At 73.4% G+C, this 23,105-nt stretch carries 23 protein-coding genes; 13 read left to right on the plus strand and 10 right to left on the minus strand.

The annotated features are described in order from the left end of the window. Positions 1-86: 86 nt before the first annotated feature. Positions 87-2,747, minus strand: a complete 2,661-nt coding sequence (locus ABH925_RS25260) for a helicase-associated domain-containing protein (RefSeq protein ID WP_370151182.1) — start codon at positions 2,745-2,747, stop codon at positions 87-89. A gap of 177 nt (positions 2,748-2,924) precedes the next feature. On the opposite strand from ABH925_RS25260, the gene ABH925_RS25265 reads away from it, so the two are divergent. Continuing rightward, positions 2,925-4,016: a hypothetical protein gene (locus ABH925_RS25265; protein WP_370151183.1), complete on the plus strand. Its 1,092-nt coding sequence runs from the start codon at positions 2,925-2,927 to the stop codon at positions 4,014-4,016. Between the two features lie 10 nt (positions 4,017-4,026). Here ABH925_RS25265 and ABH925_RS25270 read toward each other — a convergent pair whose 3' ends face one another. Continuing rightward, positions 4,027-4,911: a class I SAM-dependent methyltransferase gene (locus tag ABH925_RS25270; protein ID WP_370151184.1), complete on the minus strand. Its 885-nt coding sequence runs from the start codon at positions 4,909-4,911 to the stop codon at positions 4,027-4,029. Positions 4,912-5,040: 129 nt separating this feature from the next. Here ABH925_RS25270 and ABH925_RS25275 point away from each other — a divergent pair, with 129 nt between their 5' ends. Beyond that, positions 5,041-5,661 carry an HAD family hydrolase gene (locus ABH925_RS25275; protein ID WP_370151185.1) on the plus strand — a complete coding sequence of 207 codons (621 nt, stop codon included), beginning with the start codon at positions 5,041-5,043 and terminating at the stop codon, positions 5,659-5,661. 9 nt (positions 5,662-5,670) lie between these two features. On the opposite strand, the gene ABH925_RS25280 is transcribed toward ABH925_RS25275, so the two are convergent. Beyond that, positions 5,671-5,934 (minus strand): hypothetical protein, encoded by a 264-nt coding sequence (locus ABH925_RS25280; RefSeq protein WP_370151186.1) that lies wholly within the window; start codon positions 5,932-5,934, stop codon positions 5,671-5,673. A 335-nt stretch (positions 5,935-6,269) separates the two neighbouring features. Here ABH925_RS25280 and ABH925_RS25285 point away from each other — a divergent pair, with 335 nt between their 5' ends. Continuing rightward, a complete protein-coding gene (locus ABH925_RS25285) occupies positions 6,270-6,653 on the plus strand; it encodes a cold-shock protein (RefSeq protein ID WP_370151187.1) in 384 nt (127 codons plus the stop codon). Positions 6,654-6,759: 106 nt separating this feature from the next. Here the strand turns inward: ABH925_RS25285 and ABH925_RS25290 are convergent, their stop codons facing one another. Genes ABH925_RS25290 through ABH925_RS25305 form a run of 4 tightly spaced genes read right to left on the minus strand, consistent with a single transcriptional unit; the run spans position 6,760 to position 10,406 of the window. Then, positions 6,760-7,653, minus strand: a complete 894-nt coding sequence (locus ABH925_RS25290) for a 1,4-dihydroxy-6-naphthoate synthase (RefSeq protein ID WP_370151188.1) — start codon at positions 7,651-7,653, stop codon at positions 6,760-6,762. Between the two features lie 15 nt (positions 7,654-7,668). Continuing rightward, complete coding sequence (locus ABH925_RS25295) at positions 7,669-8,376, minus strand: futalosine hydrolase (RefSeq protein ID WP_370151189.1); 708 nt, start codon at positions 8,374-8,376, stop codon at positions 7,669-7,671. Between the two features lie 4 nt (positions 8,377-8,380). Continuing rightward, positions 8,381-8,911: a hypothetical protein gene (locus ABH925_RS25300; RefSeq protein ID WP_370151190.1), complete on the minus strand. Its 531-nt coding sequence runs from the start codon at positions 8,909-8,911 to the stop codon at positions 8,381-8,383. Positions 8,912-8,969: 58 nt separating this feature from the next. Beyond that, a complete protein-coding gene (locus tag ABH925_RS25305; protein WP_370151277.1) occupies positions 8,970-10,406 on the minus strand; it encodes an MFS transporter in 1,437 nt (478 codons plus the stop codon). A gap of 441 nt (positions 10,407-10,847) precedes the next feature. Here ABH925_RS25305 and ABH925_RS25310 point away from each other — a divergent pair, with 441 nt between their 5' ends. After that, a complete protein-coding gene (locus ABH925_RS25310) occupies positions 10,848-11,759 on the plus strand; it encodes a DUF3027 domain-containing protein (RefSeq protein ID WP_370151191.1) in 912 nt (303 codons plus the stop codon). A gap of 123 nt (positions 11,760-11,882) precedes the next feature. Here ABH925_RS25310 and ABH925_RS25315 read toward each other — a convergent pair whose 3' ends face one another. Beyond that, entirely contained in the window at positions 11,883-12,356 is a 474-nt protein-coding gene (locus tag ABH925_RS25315) for a nucleoside deaminase (RefSeq protein WP_370151192.1), read from the minus strand. A 106-nt stretch (positions 12,357-12,462) separates the two neighbouring features. On the opposite strand from ABH925_RS25315, the gene ABH925_RS25320 reads away from it, so the two are divergent. The 9 genes from ABH925_RS25320 (at position 12,463) to ABH925_RS25360 (ending at position 20,445) form a co-directional block, all read left to right on the plus strand. After that, on the plus strand, positions 12,463-13,920 hold the full coding sequence (locus ABH925_RS25320; protein ID WP_370151193.1) for a menaquinone biosynthesis decarboxylase: 1,458 nt from the start codon (positions 12,463-12,465) through the stop codon (positions 13,918-13,920). After that, positions 13,917-14,831 (plus strand): menaquinone biosynthesis prenyltransferase MqnP, encoded by a 915-nt coding sequence (mqnP, locus tag ABH925_RS25325; RefSeq protein ID WP_370151194.1) that lies wholly within the window; start codon positions 13,917-13,919, stop codon positions 14,829-14,831. The genes ABH925_RS25320 and mqnP overlap by 4 nt, the downstream gene beginning before the upstream one ends. 83 nt (positions 14,832-14,914) lie before the next feature. Further along, complete coding sequence (locus ABH925_RS25330) at positions 14,915-15,598, plus strand: UbiX family flavin prenyltransferase (RefSeq protein ID WP_370151195.1); 684 nt, start codon at positions 14,915-14,917, stop codon at positions 15,596-15,598. A gap of 119 nt (positions 15,599-15,717) precedes the next feature. Continuing rightward, positions 15,718-16,194, plus strand: a complete 477-nt coding sequence (locus tag ABH925_RS25335; protein ID WP_370151196.1) for an Lrp/AsnC family transcriptional regulator — start codon at positions 15,718-15,720, stop codon at positions 16,192-16,194. 4 nt (positions 16,195-16,198) lie between these two features. Continuing rightward, the gene (locus ABH925_RS25340) at positions 16,199-17,185 is read left to right on the plus strand and encodes a threonine/serine dehydratase (protein WP_370151197.1); all 987 of its coding nucleotides are present in this window, start codon (positions 16,199-16,201) and stop codon (positions 17,183-17,185) included. A 57-nt stretch (positions 17,186-17,242) separates the two neighbouring features. After that, entirely contained in the window at positions 17,243-18,406 is a 1,164-nt protein-coding gene (gene mqnE / locus ABH925_RS25345; protein WP_370151199.1) for an aminofutalosine synthase MqnE, read from the plus strand. Between the two features lie 76 nt (positions 18,407-18,482). Beyond that, a complete protein-coding gene (locus ABH925_RS25350; RefSeq protein ID WP_370151200.1) occupies positions 18,483-19,007 on the plus strand; it encodes an N-acetyltransferase family protein in 525 nt (174 codons plus the stop codon). Between the two features lie 114 nt (positions 19,008-19,121). Continuing rightward, positions 19,122-19,463: a DUF4229 domain-containing protein gene (locus tag ABH925_RS25355; protein ID WP_370151201.1), complete on the plus strand. Its 342-nt coding sequence runs from the start codon at positions 19,122-19,124 to the stop codon at positions 19,461-19,463. After that, positions 19,447-20,445 (plus strand): LacI family DNA-binding transcriptional regulator, encoded by a 999-nt coding sequence (locus ABH925_RS25360; RefSeq protein WP_370151202.1) that lies wholly within the window; start codon positions 19,447-19,449, stop codon positions 20,443-20,445. The genes ABH925_RS25355 and ABH925_RS25360 overlap by 17 nt, the downstream gene beginning before the upstream one ends. 183 nt (positions 20,446-20,628) lie before the next feature. On the opposite strand, the gene serC is transcribed toward ABH925_RS25360, so the two are convergent. Continuing rightward, the gene (gene serC, locus ABH925_RS25365; protein ID WP_370151203.1) at positions 20,629-21,747 is read right to left on the minus strand and encodes a phosphoserine transaminase; all 1,119 of its coding nucleotides are present in this window, start codon (positions 21,745-21,747) and stop codon (positions 20,629-20,631) included. A 206-nt stretch (positions 21,748-21,953) separates the two neighbouring features. Then, positions 21,954-23,054 (minus strand): citrate synthase 2, encoded by a 1,101-nt coding sequence (locus ABH925_RS25370; RefSeq protein WP_370151204.1) that lies wholly within the window; start codon positions 23,052-23,054, stop codon positions 21,954-21,956. Between the last annotated feature and the right edge of the window lie 51 nt (positions 23,055-23,105).

The raw sequence follows: 23,105 nt of genomic DNA on the forward strand, positions 1-23,105 counted from the left end.
TGCCGTGAGTTGTCACTGCGGTTCGCATGGTTCAAGACGTGAGAATGTCATGAATCGGTTGCGAGAAAATTCATGCGCATCATAAGTCAGTCGACTGAATCGTCGACCAACTCGGCCACCCCGGTGATCCTGTGCAGGCTGAACGTGCGCACTTCATCACGCATCTGGTCATAAGCGGTCATGTAGCCGCCGGCCACCCGTACCGGCTCCACCACCCGCTGGCTGGCCGCGCCGTCGGCGTTGACATAGCCGATCCACACCCGGTCCCCGGTCAGCACCGCCGTCTGCAACGCCGCCAGGGTGTCCGCCGCCGCGGTACGGGGCAGCGGCGGTCGCGCCCCGACCGCGCCGACAACGCCGGCGGCGTCCGCGCCCACTGCGGCGGGCTCGCGCTGCACCGCGGCCGCGGCCCGGTCGCCGGCCCGTACCGCCTTCACCGCCGCCGCCAGCAGCCCGTCGCCGACCGGCGGCGGCCCGTCCGAGACCGGGACCGGCGCGCTGCGCGGGGGCGTCCGCCTGGCGTCCGGGCGGGAGATCAGCACGTCGCCCTCGGCGGACTCGGCGGCCGGCGCGTAGCCCATCGCCCGCAGCTGGGTCAGCACCGTGGTCGGGTCGGCCTGCGCGGCCAGCACCGTCGGCGCCAGCCGGCGCAGCCGCAACTGCACCGCACGGCGGTCCGCCAGCAGCTCGGCGAGCAGCGCGTCGTCGTCGCAGCGCAGGTACGCGGACGCCGCGCCGACCCGGAGCCGGCCGTGCCGCCGGGCGACGTCGTCCACCAGGTAGCTGAGCGGCTGCGGCACCGGTGTCCGCGAGTGCTGCGCCAGGAAGGCGTGCAGCTCGTCCGCGCTGCGCCCGGCGTCCAGGGCGCGGCGCACCGACTCGGGCGTGAACCGGTAGACCGTCGCGCCGCCCTTGGACTCGATGTCGGCGGCCACCGCCAGGGTCTGCGCCAGCGGGGTGTGCAGCGGGCCGGGGGCGATGGCGGTCAGGTCGGGCTGCAGGATGACGTGGTCCAGTGGCTCCGGCAGCAGCGGCTGCAGCAGCGGCAGCGGATCGCCGCCGTCGAGCAGCCGCCGGGAGTGGGCCGCCAGCGCGCCGCGTCCGGTCAGGCCGAGGTGCTCGGCCTCGGCCAGGGTCCAGCCGACCAGATGGTCCCGGGTGCTGCCGCCGCCGGCGCCGCCGCGCAGCGGGCTCTGCCAGCGCAGCCGGGCGCGCAGCGCCTCCGGGTCGGCGGAGCAGCCGGGCGGGAGCGAGGCCAGCAGGCCGAGTACGGCGCGGCGCAGCTCGGGGGCAGCGGTCCGGTCCAGGTCGGGGCCGAGCGCGGCCAGCACCTTGTCCTTGGAGTCCCGGCTGCCGACCAGCGCGGAGACCCGGGTGGCGGCCAGCCAGCCCCGGGCCAGCAGCAGCCAGCGGTCGGCGACGGGCTGGCGCAGCCAGTCGTCGAAGCCGGGGGTGGGGGCCCACCGCTCCGCCGTCTCGCCGTCGGCGGCCAGCAGGCCCGCGCCGAACGCCAGCTCCAGCCAGAACGCGGTGTCGGCCTCCGGCAGCTCCAGCGCCGCGGCGATCCGGCGCAGCTCGCGGACGCCGAGTCCGCCGGTGCGCAGCACGGCGGGCGGGTCGGTGCTGCAGAGGTCCAGCAGCTCCTCGACGGTGCGGACGGCGGTGAAGGCCTCGGCGGCGGCGGTCCGGTCGGTCTGCTCCGGGTCGTGCGCGACGGCGGTGGCGACCACCGGCGGCTGCGGTTCGGTGCTCCGGTGTGCCAGCCCGCCCCGGAGGTGGAGCGCGACCTCGCGCGGCAGCACCACGTTCTCTGCTCCGGCGGGCAGCAGCGCCCCGCGCGCCAGCAGCCACTCGACCGGTGTACGGGCCTCGGCAGCGCGGACCGCGCGCGGATGGGCGGTGCCGTAGGGCGGGCCCCACATCAGTCGCCGGAGCACGTCCTTGACCCCGGGCGGCGCGCCGGCCAGCAGGGCGTCGGCCCGGTCCGGGTCCGCCCACAGCGCGGCGAGTGCGGCGACCGCGCTGACCGGGTCGTGGGTGGCGGGCAGGCCGGCGTCGGCGAGGATCTCCTGCAGCCGCCCGGGTGAGAGCCCGGCGCCACCGGCGGCGGCGCTGCCGGTGGCCTCGGCGAAGGTCGGGCCGAGCCCGGTGGGGCCCGGATTCCCGTTGCCGGGCGCGAGCACGTCCCGCACGGTGCGGACCAGGCGCAGCTGGTCGTCGCCGCCCCAGACCAGCGCCTGCTCGCGCAGCGTGGCCAGGGCGGCGGGCAGCGCGGCGGTGGTCGCCCTGACCCTGGCCCGCGCGGCGGCGGGGTCGGAGGCGGGCAGGCCGTCGGAGGCCCCGGCGGCGGAGGCTCCCACGGTGGAGGCCCCGGCGTCGTCGGGGGTCCGGGTGTCGGCGGCGGTGTCGGGGGCGGCGTTGGACGGGGCCCGGCCGGTGCCGGTGAGCAGGCCGAGCAGGGTGGCGTAGCCGCAGGTGTCCGGCGCCACCGCGAGGGCCTCGGCGGTCTGCAGGGTGAAGCGGTCCAGCCGCTCCAGCGCGCGGACGATCGACGCCCGGGTGGACAGCCGGCTGGTGAGCTGGGTCAGGTCGCTGGGCACCGGGTGCAGCAGGTCCGGCCGGGACCGGAGCAGCGCGGCCAGGCCCTGGTCGGGGCGGGCCCGGAGCTCCTCGGCCAGGGTGCGCGGCGCGGCGGCGCGGGGCGCGGGGGCGCGGCCTCCGCGCCCGCTGCTGCTTCGACTGCTCATCCGACCCAGGCTAGCCGCTTGTGCGCCGGAGGTGGACTGCTGCGACGGGCGGGGGCCCGCCACGCCCGGCCGGGGCGTGGCGAGGCGGTTCGCCGGGTACGGGTGTGACAACCAGCAGGTCACCCTAAGCTCTGATCCAGGGGCCACCGGGTGCCTATCGGGAGGGTGACCGCAGCCATGGGCATCGAGAGTGACCACGTCGTCTACGACTATCTGAGCCGGGTCGGCGACCTGGCCCAGTCCACCCCGCTGACCGCGGCGGAGCGGGCCCAGCTGGTCGCCGGGCTGCGCTCGGCCATCGACGGGCAGCGCGCCGGGACGGGCGGTGGTCCGGTCTCGCCCCGGGCGGAGAAGTCGGCGGTGCAGAAGATCCTCAAGCGGATCGGCACCCCGGACGAGGTGGTGCGCCGTGCTGTGGTCGGCGGCGTGCCGCAGCCTCCCGCACGCCGGGAGGTGCGCGCCGAGGAGCGCGGGGCCGGTCCCCAGGTTCCGGTGCACTCCAGTGCGCCCCCGGCGGATCAGGGGCCCTGGTCCGGCCCGCTTCCCGAGGACTGGTGGAGTTCCGCCTCCGACCGGGGTGCGGGGGCGTCGGCGGAGGAGGCGGGCACGGGGCGGCTGCGCGGCGCCATGCTTGCCGAGTTCCCCGGCTGGCGGACCACCCTGGAACCGGACTTCCTCGATCTCGACCCGCGCTTTGCCGACCGTGGGGCCGCCGACCGTGGCGCCGCAGACCCGCACGGCACGGACCCGGACGCCGACGGCGCGGCGCGGGTCCCGGGGCCGCGCGGCCCGGCCGGGGACGAGACCGTCCCGGCCCCGGGACGCCCGCTGCTCAGCCGCCTGCTGGGGCGCCAGCCGGCCCAGGTCGCCGAGGCCGCCGCCGATGCCGAGGAGGCCGTCGAGGCCGTACCGGCGCCGGTACGGGGCCCGCTGCCGCCGCTGGCGTCACTCGCGCTGCTGGTCCTGCTCGCGGCCGCCGTCCTGGGCCTCTGGTACGTCGCGCTGCTGGGCTGGATCCTCGCCTACGTGGCGCAGCGGATCGGCCGTGCCGCCGCGCATGCCGCCGGGCTCTGGCTGCCGCTGCTGGTCGCCGCGGTCTTCGCGTTCTGGTTCTACTCCCACACCCACGGCCAGCCGGCCGGCCACCAGCTGACCGGCGCTCAGTTCACCGCCTCGCTGCGCAGCACCACCGCCGTCTGGCTGCGCACCGCGGCCGCCTGCTCGACCGCGTTCCTGGCCTGGCGGATCTCCCGGATCCGGCGCGGCTGACGCCTGCCGGTCAGTCCCGGCCGACCTTGGTGGCGGTGGTGAAGCGGATCCCGGTCCGGCGGGAGAGGGCGCCGTTGACGGTCAGCTTGTCGAGTTCGGCGAAGGCCGCCCTGCGGGCGGCGTCCATCCGCTCCGGCGGAATGCACTCCAGCAGGGCCGCGCGGCGCCCGCTGGACCAGACCGAGGTCCACCAGTCCTCGGGCCCCGCGTACGCCGAGACGCTCTGCTCCTCGACCGTCCTGACCTCGCGGAACCCCGCCTCGGCAAGCAGCGCCGCGATGTCCTCGACCGACTGCAGACGGCCGTTGCCGCCCCGGTTGCGGCTCCACTTCTGGGCGAGGGTGCCGTCCTCGGCGGGGTCCTGCTCGCCGAAGGTCAGCGCCGCGAGCAGCGGACGCTGCCAGGCCGGGTCCTCGTGGCCGAAGGTGGTCATGGCGAAGCGGCCGCCCGGTGTCAGCACCCGGTGCGCGGCGGCCAGCACCGCGGCCGGGTCGGGGGTGATGAAGAGCATCAGCCCGGCCAGCACCGCCTCGAAGGAGCGGGCCGGGAAGCCGGGGTCCTCCGCGTCGTCCACTCGGACGGTGACGTTGCGCAGCCGCCGCTCGGTGATCCTCGCCGCGGCGCTCCGCACGCTGGCCGGCGACAGGTCGATGCCCGCGGCGTAGCCGTCGGGGCCCACCGCCTCGGCCGCGGCCAGCAGTACCGCGCCCCGGCCGCAGCCGAGATCCAGCACCCTGTCCCCGGGCCGCAGGCCCGCGTGCTCCACCAGTCGCCTGCCCAGTCCCTGGAAGAACGCCCCGTTCGCGGTGGTGTCGATGGTCTCGGCGACGAGGTCGAAGCCATGCGCGATGGACGCCTTGCGTTCCTGGTTCGCCTGCTCTGTTGTGGTCGGCATCCTGTCATGGTGGAACGGAGTGACGTGGGTCACAAGGGTCGGCGCGCCATCAATCCCGCCCCGTACGCCCCACCGGAACGCCCCGTACCGGTAGTTCGCCCTCCGGGTCTCCTGTCTAGGGTGAACAGCATGACTGCACGCGCGCCGATAACCGTCGGCTTCGACCTCGACATGACGCTGATCGACAGCCGGCCCGGCATCAAGGCGGTGTACGACCTGCTCGCGGCCGAGACCGGCACGCCCATCGACAGCGAGCTCGTGGTCAGCCGGCTCGGGCCGCCGGTGGAGCGGGAGATGGTGAACTGGTTCCCCGCCGACGAGGTCGAGGCGGCGGCGAACCGATACCGCGCCCTGTACGCGCTGCACGGCGTCGCGGACTGCCTGGCCCTGCCGGGCGCGCACGCGGCCCTGGCCGCCGTCCGCACCCACGGCGGCCGTCCCATCGTCGTCACCGGCAAGCACACCCCGAACGCCGTGCTGAACCTGGCCGCACTGGAGCTGACGGTGGACCAGGTGCACGGCGACGTCTTCGGGTCCGACAAGGGCGCGGTGCTGCGCGAGCAGGGCGCGACCGTCTTCGTCGGCGACCACGTGGGCGACATCGTCGGCGCGCGGGCGGCGGACGCGGTGGCGGTCGGCGTCACCACCGGCCCGTACCCGGCCGGGGAACTGCGCGCGGCGGGGGCGGACGTGGTGCTGGCCGACCTCACCGAGTTCCCGGCCTGGCTGGACACCCACCTCGCCGGCTGACCGGCGGGGCTACTCCGTGGTGGCAGGGCTGGTCGCGGGGCCGGTCCGGCGCTGGTCACGGCGCTGCGAACGGGCCGTGCGCAGCAGTCCGGCCAGGGCCACGCCGAAGCCCAGCGGCATCACCATCGAGGCGAAGTACGCCGCCGTCGGCAGCCGGCCCGTCCCCAGGAAAAGCGGGATCACGGTGGCGACGGTGGCGACCGCGCCGATCAGGAACAGGATCGCGCCGACCCGGACCAGGGCGTCGCCGGGCTGCGTAGTTTCGGTAGTCACCCCTCAAGGGTATGCACGTCACGCACAGGGACTGCGCCGCGACCGTCCGGCACGGCCCGGCAAGCGATCGGGGGTGGTGTCATGACTGCGGCAAGAGAGCTCGGGCGCAGCGGTCATTCCGACCCCTCGACGCGCCGCGCGGCGTCTCCGGCGAGTGAATTCACTCGATCGCAGTGCCGCCGACCTGAGACAATGGCGCGGCCCTGACACATCCGGCAGCGAGCCGGCCGCAGAGCACCCCGCCTCGGCGGCCCGCCACCTCTTCTGTCCCAGCACCAGTTCCCTCTCATCAGTTCCATCTCACCGGTTCCATCTCACCAGCGACGAGGTCCCCGATGCCCACGGGCAAGGTCAAGTGGTTCAACTCCGAGAAGGGCTTCGGCTTTCTCTCCCGCGACGACGGCGGCGACGTCTTCGTGCACTCGAAAGCTCTGCCCAGCGGGGTCGAGGCACTCAAGCCCGGCCAGCGCGTCGAGTTCGGCGTGGTCGCAGGCCACCGGGGTGACCAGGCACTGACGGTGACGCTGCTGGAGGACGCCCCGTCACTGGCCGCGGCCAACCGGCGCAAGCCGGACGACCTCGCGCCCATCGTCCAGGACCTCACCACGCTGCTGGAGCGGATCCTGCCCGGGCTGCAGCGCGGCCGCTACCCCGACAAGCAGGCGGGACACCAGGTGGCCACCCTGCTCCGGGCCGTCGCGGACCAGCTGGACGTCTGACCCGCGGCCTCCACCGCACCCGTGCACCACACCCGCCGACCGCGGCGGCACGGCGCGGGGCCGCTGACGCGGCCCGCGCCGTGCCGCCGGTCCGGCGGTGCGAGCGTCAGGCCGGGAAGGCGAGCTGCTCCGGCGGAACCGCGGGGAGCAGGCCGGCGGCCGCGGCGCGGTCCAGCAGGGCGTGGACGGCGGCGTAGCCGCCGGCGCCCAGGTCGGCGGTGAACTCGTTGACGTACAGGCCGATGTGCTGGTCCGCCACGGCCGGGTCCATCTCCTGCGCGTGCGCCAGCACGTACTCCCGGCTGGCGTCCGGGTGCGCCCAGGCGTACTCCACGCTGGCCCGGATCGTCGCCGCCAGGCGGCCCAGCCGTTCCGCGCCCAGCGACCGGCGGGCGATGATCGCGCCCAGCGGGATCGGCAGTCCGGTGGCCGCCTCCCAGGCCTCGCCCATGTCGGCCAGACAGCGCAGTCCGTACTGCTGGTAGGTGAACCGCGCCTCGTGGATCACCAGGCCGGCGTCCACCCGGCCGTCCCGTACCGCGGGCATGATCTCGTGGAACGGCAGCACCGTGATCGCGCCCAGCCCACCGGGCACCGCCTCGGCCGCCCAGAGCCGGAACAGCAGGTATGCCGTGGAGCGCTCGCTCGGCACGGCCACGGTCTTCCCGGCCAGCGCCGCCGGATCCGGCGCGGCGTCGGGCCCGGTCAGCACCAGTGGACCGCAGCCCCGTCCCAGCGCGCCGCCGCACGGCAGCAGCGCGTACTCCCGCAGCACCCACGGCAGTGCGGCGTAGGAGATCTTCAGCACATCCAGCTCGCCGCGTTCGGCCCGGCCGTTGGTGACGTCGATGTCGGCGAAGGTCACCTCGGGCAGGTCGGCGCCGCCGACCAGGCCGTGCGCCCAGGCGTGGAACACGAAGGTGTCGTTGGGGCAGGGCGAGTACGCGGTCGACAGCCGGCTGTGCGCGGTGGAGTCGCCGAGCGTGGACAGGATGGTCATGGCGGCTCCTCGCGGTCAGCGCAGGTCGGCGTAGGGCAGTGCGGCGAAGGCCTGGGTCAGCGCGGTGAAGGCCTCGCCGATCCGCCAGGCCGCGCGGTCGCGGGGACCGACGGCATTGGAGACGGTGCGCAGTTCCAGCACCGCCGTCCCGTGCGCGGCGGCGGCCTCGGCGACGCCGAAACCCTCCATGGCCTCGGCGACCACGCCGGGGTGTCGCTCCGTCAGTTCGGTGGTCCGGGCGGTGCTGCCGGTCACCGTGGAGACCGTCAGCACCGGGCCGGTCGCGGTGACCAGACCGGCGTCGCGCAGCCGGGCGGTGACCAGCTGGTGGTGCCGGGTGGCGTGGCGGACCCGGCCGAAGCCCAGCTCGGTGACGGTCGCGAAGCCCTCCGGGGTCTCCGCGCCCAGGTCGGCGGCGACGATCTCGTCGGCCACCACCGCGCAGCCCAGCGGGGCCAGCGGGGCGAATCCGCCGGCGATGCCGCTGGAGACCACCAGGTCGTAGCCGGCCAGCGCCAGTGCGGTGGCGGCGCCGGCCGCCGCGGCGGCCGGACCGACCCCGGCGGCGAGCACGTCCACCGGGCCGCAGCGCTGCAGCTCGTAGCCGGGCAGCGTGGCCGGGACCGGCTCCGCGTGCGGCAGGGCGGCGGAGACACCGCGCAGCACCGCCGCCGCCTCCGGGGCGACGGCGGTGACCACCAGCAGTCGGGGGAACGCGGTCACCGGATCAGGAGGTCTTCTGCTTGACCTCGAACTGCCAGACGCCGTAGACGCTGGAGCTGTCCCCGGCGACCATGCGGACCACGGCGGTGGTGCTGACCGCGCCGGTGGTCTGGTCGACGGTGAACAGCGAGGAGGTCGCGATCGGGCCCGCGGCCTGCTCCTTGGTGTTGCTCACCAGGGCGGTGCCGTTGGTGTTGCCGAGGGTGAAGGCGCTCCAGCCCTTGTCCGCCCCCTGCTTGTCCAGGTTCAGCAGCAGGGTGCCGTTGCTGCCGGCCTCCACGGTGGGCAGTGCGTTGCCCTTGATCTGGTTGTTCAGCGCGGCGACGCAGGCGGCCTGCTGCTTCGCGGTCAGCGGCTTGCCGTCGTTCCAGCAGTCCTTCGCCGGGGCGAACTGGTCCCAGGTCGAGCCGGAGGTGACCGAGGCGTTGGGGACGGGGTGGCCCTTGGAGGAGGCGAACGGAATGGAGAAGCCGAGCGTGGCGACGCCCACGACGGCGACGGCTCCGAGGGCGACGACAGCGCGGTTGAGACTCATGGTGCTGAGGCTACCGCCCGTACGCGATCACGCCACGTCGGGGGTAGGCCGGTCGGCCTCAGGCCGGGTGCGGCCGGGCGTGGGCCGCGTGCAGGCGGAGCAGGCCGTGCAGGGTGAACCCCAGGGACACCGCGAGCACGCCGGTGGCGGTGGCCATGCCGACCCGGCCGATCAGCGGCAGCACGATGCCCAGGCCGCCGCCGAGCACCCAGGTGAGCTGCATCAGCGTCTCCGAACGGGCGAACGCCGAGGTCCGGACCTGTTCCGGCACGTCGCGCTGGATCAGCGCGTCCAGTGCGACCTTGCCCAGGGACTGGGTGAAACCGGCCGCTCCGGCCAGCAGAGTGACCGTCAGCATCCCGTACACCAGCGTCGCCGCCAGCGCGGCCGCGCCGGCCAGCGCCAGCATCAGCGTGACCAGGGTCTCGGGCCCGCGCGAGCGCACCCAGGAGCCCAGGGCCGTCCCCAGCGCGTTGCCGATGGCCAGGGCCGCCGCGGCGATACCGAGCGCGACGGTCGGCTTCAGACCGCCGAGCGGGTGCTCGCGCAGCAGGAACGCCAGATAGAAGGTGAGGAAGCCGGACAGGGCCCGGAGCGTCCCCTCGGCACGCAGCGCGAGCACCACGGACGGCCCGACGGTACGCAGGCCGACCCGGCTCCGGGCCGCAGCCCGGCTACCGGGGGGTTCGGCTTCCGGGCCGGGAACCCCCGCGTCGCTGCGCGGGTCGCCGTCGTGCGGGTCGGCGTCGCGTGAGTCGGGGCGCGGGCCGTCGGACGGTGTTTCGCTGCTGTGCAGCGAGGCGCGCCGCTCCTCCCTGGCCAGGTCGACCTGGTGCGGCAGCGAGAACGCCAGGAAGGCGCCGGCCAGGTAGACCAGGAAGGCGCCGCGCAGCGGCCAGTCCGGACCGATCAGGTGCAGCACCCCGCCGACGCCGCCCGCCACCCCGGTGGCCAGCAGTCCGGCCAGGGTGACCCGGGAGTTGGCCTTCACCAGGGTCACCCGCTCGGGCACCAGCCGGGGCACCACCACGCTGCGGACCACCCCGTAGGCCTTGGAGGCGACCAGCACGCCCAGTGCCTCCGGATAGACCGTCAGCCCGCCGCCGGCGATGGAGCTGGTCATCATCCAGGCGATGGCCGCCCGGGCCAGCATCGACAGCGCCATGGCGCTGCGCCGGCCGCTCGGCAGCCGGTCCAGCAGCGGGCCGATGACCGGGGCCAGCAGCACGAACGGCGCCATGGTGATCAGCAGGTACAGCGCGACCCGGCCGCGGGCCTCCCCGCTGGGCACCGAGAAGAAGATGGTGGAGGCGAGCGCGACGGTGACCATCATGTCGCCGGCCGAGTTCACCGCGTGCAGCTCGATCAGCTTGGCCAGCCCCGACTCGCCCGCGCCCTCGGCGGAGGTGGCCCGGCGGATCCGGCGGCCGGTGGCCCTGACCGCGTGCCCGGTGCCCAGCGCGGTGGCCGACGCGGCCCGGTGCAGCCGGTGCATCGTCCGGGCGGCCAGATGGTCGGCGGCCGACTGCCCAGGGGGCGCCTGCCCCTCGGCTCCTGTCGGACCGGTCGCGAAGGGGCTGTCGGAGGAGGATCCGGGGCGGTGCCCCTGATCCGCGTCGTCGGCCACTCCGCCAGCATGCCCGACCGGGGCCCGGTCATGCTGGAGGCGGCCGTGCCGAGGGCGAAGAGCCACAAGTTTCCGCCGGAACCGGTCATGACGCGGCACTGTCAGTCGTCCACGGGGTACTGTCCGGCGTGGTGGCACGGCGGGTAGCGTGCTCCCCGACGGTGGTTCGGATCCGCTCTCGGTACCTCCGAGCGCCGGATCGTCCCGCAGAATAGAGACGTGCGCCACCCTCCGGCAGGCACCGCGCGCCATGCCGCTCGGAGACGGTGGCGATCCAGGGATAAGTCTTGGGAGAGAATCGATCCTGTGATGAGTGCTGCGACGACGCGAAGCCGTACCCCCGACCGGCTGTGTGCCGAGGCTGTCGGGTTCGCCCGGGGTGCCGCCGTCGAGGCGGCCGGTGAGGCCGCGGTCGGCGAGCACCTGGGTGTGGACATCGACGGCGAGCGGGTCGTCACGCACTACTTCGCCACCCGGGAGCGCGCCTACCGGGGCTGGCGCTGGGCGGTGACGGTCACCCGCGCCTCCCGCAGCAAGCAGGTCACCCTTGACGAAACGGTGCTGCTTCCGGGACCGGACGCGCTGACCGCGCCGCAGTGGGTGCCCTGGAGCGAGCGGCTGCGCCCCGGCGACATGGGCCCCGGCGACCTGCTGCCGACCGAGGAGGACGACCTCCGCCTGGAACCGGGCTGGAGCGGCGCCGACGAGCCCGCGCCGAACTCCGCGCTGGCCGCCGAACTCGACGACCGGTTCGGGCCGGACGCGGCCGCGGAACGGGCGGAGGCGCTGGCCGCGCCGACCGTGCGCGGCTCGATCGCCTCGGTGGCGGCGGAACTCGGACTGGGCCGTCCGCGGGTGCTGTCCCGGCTCGGCCTGCACCTGGCGGCGGACCGGTGGGAGAAGGACTACGGCGCGCACACCCCGATGGCGCAGGCCGCCCCGGCGTCCTGCTCCACCTGCGGCTTCCTGGTGCCGGTGGCCGGGACACTGAGCCAGACCTTCGGGATCTGCGCCAACGAGCTCGGTCCGGCGGACGGCCGGGTGGTCGCGCTCGACTACGGCTGCGGAGGCCACTCCGAGGCCGCGGTGATGCCGGCCCCGCAGCAGCCCGCGCCGCCGGTCCTGGACGAGTTCACGGTCGAGAGCTTCCCGCTGCACCCGGACCCGAACAGCGGCTCGGTCGCCGAGAGCGACCAGGACGAGGAGCTCGGCCACAGCTGACCCGTCGTCAACGACGCGCCTCCCGGGGGCGCGGAGCACCGTGCGAACGGTGCCCCGCGCCCCCGGCGCGTTGTCGGCGGTACGGCCGGCGGCTCGGTCGGAGCTGTGGCCGGCGGCGCCGGGTCACTCGCCGATGTCCTCGAACCACAGCTCGGGGCGGGCGGCGATGAAGTCCCGCATCAGCGCCTTGCACTCCGGATCGTCCAGCAGCACGATCTCCACCCCGTGTGCGGCCAGCCAGTCGTGGCCGCCGTGGAAGGTCTCCGCCTCGCCGACCACGACCCGGCCGATGCCGAACTGCCGGACCAGGCCCGAGCAGTACCAGCAGGGCGACAGGGTGGTCACCATCGTGGTCCGGCCGTAGCCCCGGAGCCGGCCGGCCGCGCGGAACGCGGCGGTCTCGGCGTGCGTCGAGGGGTCCTCGTCCTGGACCCGGCGGTTGTGGCCCCGGCCGAGTACCTCGCCGTCCGGGCCGACCAGTGCCGCGCCGATCGGGATGCCGCCCTCGGCGAGGCCGAGCCTGGCCTCCTCGACGGCGACCGCGAGCAGCCGCGCACCGTCCGTCCTACCGCCACCCTGCATACGACCACCCTCCATACCGGGACCGTGATACGTCCACTGTCGCGGGCGGACCGTACGTTGTGCACGCGGCATGCCGGTGCCGCGTGCGGGACGCGCCGTACGGTGGCGGATACTGGCAGGCATGGCATACGACGATCTTCGGTCCTTCCTGCGGGCACTGGAGCGCGAGGGCGACCTCAAGCGCGTCACGGTGGAGGTGGACCCGTACCTGGAGGTCGGGGAGATCGTCGACCGGGTGAACCGGGCGCAGGGCCCGGCGCTGCTGTTCGAGAACGTCAAGGGCGCGTCCATGCCGCTGGCGATGAACGTCTTCGGCACCGAGCGGCGGCTCGCCAAGGCACTGGGGCTGAAGTCGGCCGAGGACATCGCCGACCGGATCGCCGGGCTGCTGAAGCCGGAGCTGCCGCACGGCTTCACCGGCGTCCGCGAGGCCTTCGGCAAGCTGGCCGGGATGACCCATGTGCCGCCGAAGAAGGTGAAGCCGGGGGAGGCCCCGGTGCAGCAGGTGGTGCTCACCGGCGACGAGGTGGACCTGGACCAACTGCCCGCGCTGTTCACCTGGCCCCAGGACGGCGGCTCGTTCTTCAACCTCGGCCTGACCCACACCAAGGACCCGGACAGCGGCGTCCGCAACCTGGGCCTGTACCGGCTGCAGCGTCACGACCGGCGCACCATCGGGATGCACTGGCAGATCCACAAGGACAGCCGCAACCACGCGGCCGTGGCGGCGAAGCGCGGTGAGCGGCTGCCGGTCGCGATCGCCTTCGGCTGCCCGCCGGCGGTCACCTACGCGGCCACCGCCCCGCTGCCCGGCGACATCGACGAGTACCTGTTCGCCGGTTTCGTGGCCGGCGAGCGGGTCCGGATGGTCGACTGCCGGACGGTCCCGCTGCAGGTCCCGGCCGACGCCGAGGTGGTCCTGGAGGGCTGGCTGGAGCCGGGCAAGCTGCTGCCGGAGGGCCCGTTCGGGGACCACACCGGCTTCTACACCCCCCAGGAGCCGTTCCCGGCGCTGACCATCGACTGCGTGACGATGCGCCGCCGTCCGCTGCTGCAGTCCATCGTCGTCGGCCGGCCGCCGACCGAGGACGGGCCGCTGGGCAAGTTCACCGAGCGGTTCTTCCTGCCGCTGCTGAAGGTCATCGTCCCGGACATCGTGGACTACGACCTGCCCGAGGCCGGCGGCTTCCACAACTGCGTGATCGTCTCCATCGACAAGAAGTACCCCAAGCACGCGCAGAAGGTGATGCACGCGATCTGGGGCGCGCACATGATGTCGCTGACCAAGCTGATCGTGGTGGTGGACGCCGACTGCGACGTCCACGACTACCAGGAGGTCGCCTGGCGGGCCCTGGGCAACGTCGACTACAGCCGCGACCTGAGTGTCGTCGAGGGCCCGGTGGACCATCTGGACCACGCCTCCTACCAGCAGTTCTGGGGTGGCAAGGCCGGGATCGACGCGACCAGGAAGCTCCCCGAGGAGGGGTACACCAGGGACGGCGGCTGGCCCGAGATGGTCCAGTCCGATCCGGCCACCGCCGAGACCGTCACCCGACGCTGGAAGGAGTACGGGCTGTGAGCGCCATCGCCGTCGCACCCGCCCCCGGACGGACGAAGGCGTTCCTCCGCCTCGTCGTGATCGAGCACTCGATCTTCGCCCTGCCGTTCGCCTACATCGCCGCCCTCAGCGCGATGTTCCTCACTGGAAACAATGGGTCTGGCGGCCATGTCCACTGGCTGCAACTGCTGCTGGTCACCGTGGCCATGGTCGGTCTGCGTACCTTCGCGATGGCCGCGAACCGGATCATCGACCGGGAGATCGACGCCCGCAACCCCCGTACCGCGGGACGCGAGCTGGTCACCGGCGCCGTGACGATGCGTACCGCCTACGCGGGCTCGGCGGTGGCGCTGATGGTGTTCCTGGCCGCCGCCGCGCTGCTCAACCCGCTCTGCCTGGCGCTGGCGCCGGTCGCGGTGATCCCGATGGTGGTCTACCCGTACGGGAAGCGGTTCACCGACTTCCCGCAGGCGATCCTGGGCCTCGCCCAGGCGATGGGCCCGATCGGCGCCTGGCTCGCGGTGACCGGCACCTGGTCCTGGGACGCGGTGGTGCTCGGCCTGGCCGTGGGCGTGTGGATCGGCGGCTTCGACCTGATCTACGCCTGCCAGGACGTGGCCGCCGACCGGGGCGACGGGGTGCGCTCCGTCCCCGCGCGCTTCGGCGTGGACGCGGCGCTGTACGGGGCGCGCGGCGCGCATGTGGTGACGGTGCTGCTGCTGGGCTGGTACGCCTGGCTGACGGACGCCGGTTGGGCCTTCTGGATGGGCCTGGTGGTGGTCTGCGCGGCATTCGTCTACGAGCACTCCATCGTCAAGCCGGGCGACCTGTCCCGGCTGAACCGGGCGTTCTTCAAGGTCAACAGCTTCGTCGGGATCTTCCTCTTCGCCTTCGCGCTGCTCGACCTGGTGCTGCGCGGCCTCGGGGTCTGAAGCATCCGGGGTCTGCAGTATCGAGGGTCTGGAGTATCGAGGGTCTGGCGTATCGAAGGTCTGGCACAACGAGGATCGGGCGCATGGAGCGAGCAGTGGCGGGTGCGGAGGCGGAGGTACGGCGGCCGTGGGTGGTCGGCGTCTCCGGGGCGTCGGGAACGCCCTACGCCGCGGCCGTCGTACGGGCGCTGCTGGCCGCCGGCGAGGCGGTGGACCTGGTGGTCAGCCGGGCCGCGCGGCTGACCCTGCTGGACGAGACCGGCATCCCGTTCCGGGACGCGCACTGGCGTGAGGACCTGGCCGAGTGGCTGGCCCGCCCGCTGGACGCGGCCAAGCCCGAGGTCGCGCCGCTGGACGGGGTGCGCTACTGGGCCGCCGGGGACCTCGCGGCCGGTCCGTCCAGCGGCTCCTACCCCGCGAAGGGGATGCTGGTGGTGCCGTGCAGCACCGCCTCGGTGGCCGGGATCGCCCTCGGGCTCTCCAAGGACCTGTTGCAGCGGGCCGCGAGCGTGACCCTGAAGGAGCGTCGGCCGCTGGTGGTCTGCGTCCGGGAGACGCCGCTCAGCGGGCAGACGCTGCGTCAGCTGGTGGCCCTGGACGACGCCGGGGCCGTGGTGCTGCCGGCCGCGCCGGGTTTCTACGCCGGTACGGGCAGCGCGCAGCAGCTGGTCGACTTCGTCGCCGGCCGGGTGCTGGACGCCGTCGGAGTGCCGCACGAGCTGTACCGGCGCTGGTCCGGGGAGCTCGGTGGAGCCGCCGCGGAGTGAGATGGCTCACGCCGCCCGGTAAGGTCGATGGGAAGTCCAGGGGCGACGGGTCGGGGCGCTTGGGATTCCCGATAATGTCGGCGCGTTGCCCAACGATCGGAAGGCGCGGGTTTTCAAGCATGGACGCGGTGGACAGACAGCTCATCCAGGCGCTTCGCGAGAACGGTAGGGCCTCCTATGCCGAGCTGGGGCGGCTCGTGGGCCTGTCCGGGCCCAGCGTCACCGACCGCATCAACCGCCTGGAGCAGGCCGGCATCATCACCGGCTACCGCGCGACGGTGAATCCGGCCTCGCTCGGCCTGGGCGTCACCGCCCTGATCGGTCTTCAGTTGTCGGACGCCGCCGACCACGAGGACGTCGCGCACCGGCTGCGGGACCTCACCGAGGTCGAGGACTGCTGGTTCATCGCCGGTGACGACTCCTACATGCTCAAGGTCCGGATGCCGGACGTGGACGGCCTGGAGTCGATCGTGAAGCGGCTGTCCGGGACCAAGGGCGTGGCCCGGACCAGGACCACCGTGGTGCTGTCGACCAAGTGGGAGAACCGGGCGACCGAACTGCCCGAGACGGACGTGCTGACCGAACGGAAGGTGTGAACCGATGGCCCTGGTGACGGTGGACGACCTCCGGGCGGCACAGAAGCGGATCGCCGGCGTGGCGGTGCGCACCCCGCTGATGCCCTGCCCCTGGGCGGACACGCTCTCCGGCGGGCCGGGCTCGGGCCGGACGCTGCACCTAAAGCCGGAGGGGCTGCAACCGACCGGGGCCTTCAAGATCCGCGGCGCGGTCAACCGGCTGGCCGCGTTCACCGCCGAGGAGCGGGCCCGCGGCGTGGTCGCCCAGTCCAGCGGCAACCACGCCCAGGCGGTGGCCTACGCGGCCCAGCGGCTCGGGATCAGGTGCGTGGTGGTGATGCCGGACACCTCTCCGGCGGTGAAGATCGAGAACACCCGCTCCTTCGGCGCCGAGGTCGTCGTCGTCCCGATGCACGAGCGCGACACCACTCCGGCCGACCTGGCCGCCGAGCACGGCTACGTCTGGGTGCCGCCGTACGACGACCCCTGGATCATCGCCGGTCAGGGCACCGTCGGGATGGAGATCGCCGAGGACGCGGCCGCCCTCGACCTCGACCTGCGCACCGTGCTGGTCCCGGTCAGCGGCGGCGGGCTGATCAGCGGCGTCGCCGCCGCGCTCAAGCTCACCATGCCGGGCGTGCGGATCATCGGCGTGGAACCGGAGCTGGCCGGCGACGCCGCGGAGAGCTTCCGCAGTGGTGAGCGCCGGGTCTGGCCGTTCGAGCGGACCCACCGCACCATCGCCGACGGGCTGCGCACCAACTCTCTCGGGGTGCTGCCCTGGGAGCACGTCCAGGCCTATGTCGACGACATCATCACCGTCACCGAGGACGAGATCCGCGCGGCGGTCGCGGTACTGGCCCGGCGCGGCCGGCTGGTGGCCGAACCGTCCGGCGCGGTGACCACGGCGGCCTATCTGCACCACGGCGACGAGTTCGAGGGCCGCAGTGTCGCGGCGGTGGTCAGCGGGGGGAACGTGGACCCCGCGCTGCTGGCCGAACTGCTGGCGTAGGCTCATAGGCGTTGTGACGGGGTGCAGGTACGGCGGGTACAGGAGAGGCTGACGCGGATGGACGCAGGACTCAAGCGGGAGCTGGAGGCGAAGGTCTACGCCGGGGAGCGGTTGTCGCGCGAGGACGGCATCGCCCTCTACGAGGCCGACGACCTGGCCTGGCTGGGCGGTCTGGCGCACCACGTCCGGACGCAGAAGAACGGCGACGTCGTCCACTTCAACGTCAACCGGCACCTCAACATGACCAACGTGTGCAACGCGTCCTGCGCGTACTGCTCGTTCCAGCGCAAGCCGGGCGAGAAGGACGCGTACACCATGCGCATCGAGGAGGCCGTGCGCCTCGCCAAGGCCATGGAGAACGACCAGCTGACCGAGCTGCACATCGTCAACGGGCTGCACCCGACCCTGCCGTGGCGCTACTACCCGCGCTCGCTGCGGGAACTGAAGAAGGCGCTGCCGAACGTCGGGCTGAAGTGCTTCACCGCGACCGAGATCCACTGGTTCGAGAAGATCTCCGGGCTGACCGCGAGCGAGATCCTGGACGAGCTGATCGACGCCGGCCTGGAGTCGCTGACCGGCGGCGGCGCGGAGATCTTCGACTGGGAGGTGCGCCAGCACATCGTCGACCACGACACCCACTGGGAGGACTGGTCGCGGATCCACCGCCTGGCGCACAGCAAGGGCCTGAAGACCCCGGCGACGATGCTCTACGGCCACATCGAGGAGCCCCGGCACCGGGTCGACCACGTGCTGCGGCTGCGCGAGCTGCAGGACGAGACCGGTGGCTTCCAGGTCTTCATCCCGCTGCGCTACCAGCACGACTTCCACGACTCCAAGGACGGCGTGGTCCGCAACCGGCTGCAGGCCCGGACCACCATGGCCACCGGCGCGGACATGATCAAGACCTTCGCGGTCTCCCGGCTGCTGTTCGACAACGTCCCGCACGTCAAGGTGTTCTGGGTGATGCACGGCCTGGCCGGCGCGCAGCTGATGCTCAACCACGGCGCCGACGACATGGACGGCTCGGTGGTCGAGTACAAGATCACCCATGACGCGGACGGTTTCGGCACCCCGAACAAGATGAGCCGCGAGGACCTGCTCGACCTGATCCGCGACGCGGGTTTCCGCCCGGTCGAGCGCAACACCCGCTACGAGATCATCCGCGAGTACGACGGCCCGGTCGCCGACCGCCGGGAGACCCCGCAGCCGATGCGCTTCTGACCCGCGGTCGGCCGAGCCGTTCGACCGTTGGACGTCGGCTCGGGTCTGCCGGAGTGAAGGGCTATGGTCGGTGACCATGGCTCTTCTCTTCACTCTCGACCCGGAGCTCACCCCGGAACTGCGGGCCGCCCTGGTCGGCCTCTGGACCGACGCCGTCAACGCGGGCGGCGCCGTGGGCTTCGTCCCGCCGGTGACGGCCGACCAGGTACTGCCCACCGCGGAGCGCCAGTTCGCCGGGGTGACCGACGGGCCGGACCGGCTGCTGATCGCCCGCGCGGCCGGCAGCGGCGAGCTGGTCGGCTGCCTGTTCGTCGAGGACCAGCGGTTCGAGCTGATGGACCACTGGCGGCTGCTCAAGCGGGTCATGGTGCACCCCCGCCACCAGGGCTCCGGGTACGGGGCGGCGCTGCTCGCCGAGGCCGAGCGGATCGCCAGGAGCTGGCGCCTGAGCGGGCTGCGGCTGACCCTGCGCGGCGGCCTCGGGCTGGAGGGCTTCTACGAGCGCAGCGGCTACAAGGAGGTCGGCCGGGTGCCGGGCGCGATCCGGGTGGCCCCGGGCGACGACCGCGACGACGTCACCATGTGGCTGGAGCTCCGCTGACCGTCCGGCCGTCCGTGGCGCGGACCCGCGCGCAGACCTCGGTGAAGATCGGCTGCCGGCGCGTGCTGTACTGGAGCGACAGCCCTGTGCCCTCAGGAAAGAGAAGACCGCGCCGTGAGCAGTAAGTCACACGCCACCCTCCGCTACACCTCCATGCGGGTCAGCCTCTTCGGTGCCTGCTTCGTGGTCGCCCTGGTCCTCGCGCACTTCGGGGTGCTTCCGGTCACCGCCGGGATCTCCGGGGTCTTCCTGCTGCTGATCATCTCCGGGCTGGTCTCCGCGCCGCTCAGCTATGTGCTGCTCAGCCGCCAGCGGGACGCGATGTCCGAGCAGATCACCACCGGTCTGGAACAGCGCAGGGCCAAGCCCCGGCCGGCCGGGATGAAGCAGCGCATCGCCGCCCAGGCCGCGGCCGAGGACGCCCTGGACGATGCGGTCCGTGCCGACCGGGCGTGAGGTGGCGCGCATCGCCGGGGTCTCCCAGGCGACGGTGTCGCTGGTGTTCTCCGGCTCCGAGGCCGCCCGGGCCCGGGTGTCCGCGGCAACCCGCGAGCGGGTGCTCGCAGCCGCCCGGCAGTTGGGCTACCAGCCGCAGGCGGCAGGGCGTCAACTGCGACTCGGCCGTACCGGACTGATCCACCTCGCCGTCCCCAACATCCTCGGGCCGTTCTTCGCCCGGGTCCTGGACGGTGCGCAGAGCGCGGCGACGGCCCTGGGCCTGTCGGTCGTGGTCAGCTCCGGCTGGGACAGCGAGGCGCTGGCCCGGGTCTGCGGCTCGCGCCAGTTCGACGGCCTGCTGGTGTGCTCCCCCGACGACGCGCAGCTCGGCGAGCTGCCGTCGGCCACCCCGGTGGTCTTCCTGGACGCCGACCCCGGCCTGGTGGCCGGCTCGCCCCTGCGCCGCACCCTGGAACTGGACGTGGCCGGCGGCATGGCCGCCGCCGTGGCGCACCTGCGCGACCTCGGACACCGCCGGATCGGCCACCTGCGCTCCACCGACTCCGCCTACACCTTCCGCTCCCGGCAGTCCGGTTTCGAGCGGGCGGCGGCGAGCCTGGAGGTCTGCGAGGTGGGCGTCTCCATCAACGGCGGGCTGGACGCGGCCCGTGCCGCCGCCCGCGAGCTGCTGGACGGCTCCCGTCCGCACGCGGTGGTCTGCGACGACGACGTGGTCGCGGCCGGGCTCTACCACGCCGCCGCCGAGCTGGGCCTGCGGATCCCCGACGACGTGTCGGTGGTCGGCATCGACAACATCCTGGCCGCCGCGCTCTTCGCGCCCGCGCTGACCACGGTGGACCTGCCGGGCGAGGACCTGGGCAGCGCGGGGGTCGGGCTGCTGGCCGCGCTGGTCGCGGGCGAACAGCCGCCGGCCCCGGCCCCGCTGCCGACGACCCTGCTCCTGCGCGAATCCACCCGGACCGCTCCGGTTAGTCTGTGACCGTGGACCCGAAGACCCGAACCCGAATCGTCAGCGGCGCGCTGGTGCTGCTACTGCTCGCCGTCGTCATCAGCGCGATCGTCCGCTGACGCGGGCGTCTGCACGGACCGAGGGGCGCGGGGCCCTGCCGGAACTGACGGTGTCAGTCCGGCGGAGCCGCGCGCCCCTCGCGGTGCGATCTCTTTACAGCTTGCCGATGACGTGGTCGATGCAGGCGGTCAGCGCCTCGACGTCGGCCGGGTCGATGGCCGGGAACATCGCCACCCGCAGCTGGTTGCGGCCCAGCTTGCGGTAGGGCTCGGTGTCGACGATGCCGTTGGCGCGCAGCGCCTTGGCGACGGCCGCGGCGTCGATCGACTCGTCGAAGTCGATGGTGCCGATGACCTGCGAGCGCTCGGCCGGCTCGGCGACGAACGGGCTGGCGTAGGGGGACTTCTCGGCCCAGGCGTAGAGCCGCGAGGAGGAGTCCGCGGTACGGGCCGTCGACCAGGCCAGGCCGCCGTTGCCGTTCAGCCAGTCCAGCTGCTCGGCGAGCAGGAACAGGGTGGCCAGCGCGGGGGTGTTGTACGTCTGGTCCTTCGACGAGTTGTCGATGGCCGTCGGCAGGTCGAAGAAGGTCGGGATGTAGCGGCCCGACCCGGCGATCTCCGCCGCGCGGGCGAGGGCGGCCGGGGAGAACACGCCGATCCACAGGCCGCCGTCGGAGGCGAAGCACTTCTGCGGCGCGAAGTAGTAGACGTCGGTCTCGGCGATGTCGACCGGCAGGCCGCCGGCCCCGGAGGTCGCGTCGACCAGCACCAGCGAGCCCTCGTCGGCCCCGGCCACGCGCCGGATCGGCATGGCGACACCGGTGGAGGTCTCGTTGTGCGTCAGCGCGTACACGTCCACGCCGGTCTCGGCGACCGGGAGCGGGTGGGTGCCCGGGGCGGACTTGATCACGGACGGGTCGGCCAGCCACGGGGCGGCCTTGGTGGAGGCCGCGAACTTGGAGGAGAACTCCCCGAAGTTCAGGTGCTGGGACTTCTCCCGGACCAGACCGAACGCGGCGATGTCCCAGAAGGCGGTGGAGCCGCCGTTGCCGAGCACCACCTCGTAGCCCTCGGGCAGCGAGAACAGGCTGCTCACGCCCTCGCGGACGCGCCGGACCAGGTTCTTCACCGGGGCCTGGCGGTGCGAGGTGCCGAGCAGCGAACTACCGGTCGCGGCGAGGGCGCTGAGCGCCTCGGGGCGAACCTTGGAGGGACCTGCGCCGAAACGGCCGTCAGCGGGCCTGATGTCAGCGGGGATCTGGATCTCAGCCACAGCCGCAGCGTAGCCGCTGCGCTTGCGCCTTTGGCAGTGGGTCCGTCCAATGAGACACGTTCGGATGAGCTAAGCCATGGGGGCGCGGGGAACTGTCGGATTAACAGCCTGCGCGACCAGCCCTCTACGGAGGTGCGTGGTTGGCATCGCAGTTCCTCGCGCCCCTTGGGTAGTAACGGGGTTGCTCGTCTGCCTGGGGCAGCCGCTCAGCGGGCGATGTCGTCGAAGCCTTCGACCTCGCGCGGGCTGCGGGTGCCCGGGCCGATGTAGCGGGCGGCGGGACGCACCAGGCGGCCGGTCCGCATCTGCTCCAGGATGTGCGCGCTCCAGCCCGCGGTACGGGCGCAGGTGAACATCGAGGTGAACATGTGCGCGGGGACCTCGGCGAAGTCCAGCACGATCGCGGCCCAGAACTCGACGTTGGTGGCGAGCACCCGGTCGGGGCGGCGGGCGTGCAGCTCCTCCAGCGCGGCCTTCTCCAGCGCGGCGGCGACCTCGTACCGAGGGGCGGCCAGCTCCATCGCGGTGCGGCGCAGCACGCGGGCGCGGGGGTCCTCGGCGCGGTAGACGCGGTGGCCGAAGCCCATCAGCCGGTCGCCCTTGTCCAGCGCCTGCTTGACGTAGGCGGTGGCGTCGCCGGTCCGCTCGATCTCCTCGATCATGCCGAGGACGCGCGACGGCGCGCCGCCGTGCAGCGGGCCGGACATCGCGCCGACGGCGCCGGAGAGCGCCGCGGCGACGTCCGCGCCGGTCGAGGCGATGACCCGGGCGGTGAACGTGGAGGCGTTCATGCCGTGCTCGGCGGCCGAGGTCCAGTAGGCGTCGATGGCCTTGATGTGCTTGGGGTCGGGCTCGCCGCGCCAGCGGATCATGAAGCGCTCGACGATGGTCTCGGCCTTGTCGATGTCGCGCTGCGGCACCATCGCCAGACCCTGGCCGCGCGCGGACTGGGCCACGTACGAGAGGGCCATGACCGCGGCCCGGGCGAGGTCGTCGCGGGCCTGCTCGGGGCTGATGTCGAGGAGCGGCTTGAGGCCCCAGGCCGGGGCGAGCATGGCGAGCGCGGACTGGACGTCGACGCGGATGTCGCCGGAGTGGATCGGCAGCGGGAAGGGCTCGGCGGCGGGCAGTCCGGGGTTGAACTTCCCGTCGACCAGCAGGCCCCAGGTGTTGCCGAAGGAGACGTGTCCGACGAGGTCCTCGATGTCGACACCCCGGTAGCGGAGCGAGCCGCCCTCCTTGTCGGGTTCGGCGATCTCGGTCTCGAACGCTACGACTCCCTCGAGTCCGGGTACGAAGTCGGACATAAGGCGGCTCCTCTGGTCGACGTCGGTGACTGTGGTGTGGCCAAGTCGTCG

Source organism: Streptacidiphilus sp. EB129 (assembly GCF_041262645.1).
Lineage (GTDB): Bacteria > Actinomycetota > Actinomycetes > Streptomycetales > Streptomycetaceae > Streptacidiphilus.